The sequence below is a fragment of the Labrys sp. F242 genome, assembly GCF_057813875.1.
Genome location: NZ_JBVASG010000046.1, coordinates 1 through 291, shown reverse-complemented (window position 1 = coordinate 291; position 291 = coordinate 1). Strand labels below are relative to the sequence as shown.

Genomic DNA, 291 nt, shown 5'->3' with positions numbered 1-291 from the left:
TCTCGTAATAGTGCCCCTCCTGCCCTTCTGCCGTCCTCTCGATAAAGACGAGCTGGCCGGCCTGGACAGTGTTCAGCGCGCCGGTTCGAACCTCTCTCGCCTTCTCGGGGACCTTTGCGCAGAGCTTCCCATACTCGGACACATGCAGATATTGCAGCGTGCCGGATCGAAGCGATGCGCCCTCCCTCACTCTCGAATTGTTGCTCAGCAGCAGTTCCTGGGAATTGCTGTTGACGATCGATACCGCGGCTTTGATGCCATCAGGCAGATAGTCATAGGGCAGCTTCACCT

General features: G+C 57.7%; 1 pseudogene. It reads right to left on the bottom strand.

Annotated features, from left to right (window positions below):
- Positions 1-291: pseudogene (locus ACZYTC_RS34380) on the bottom strand (terminase); the annotation flags it as partial.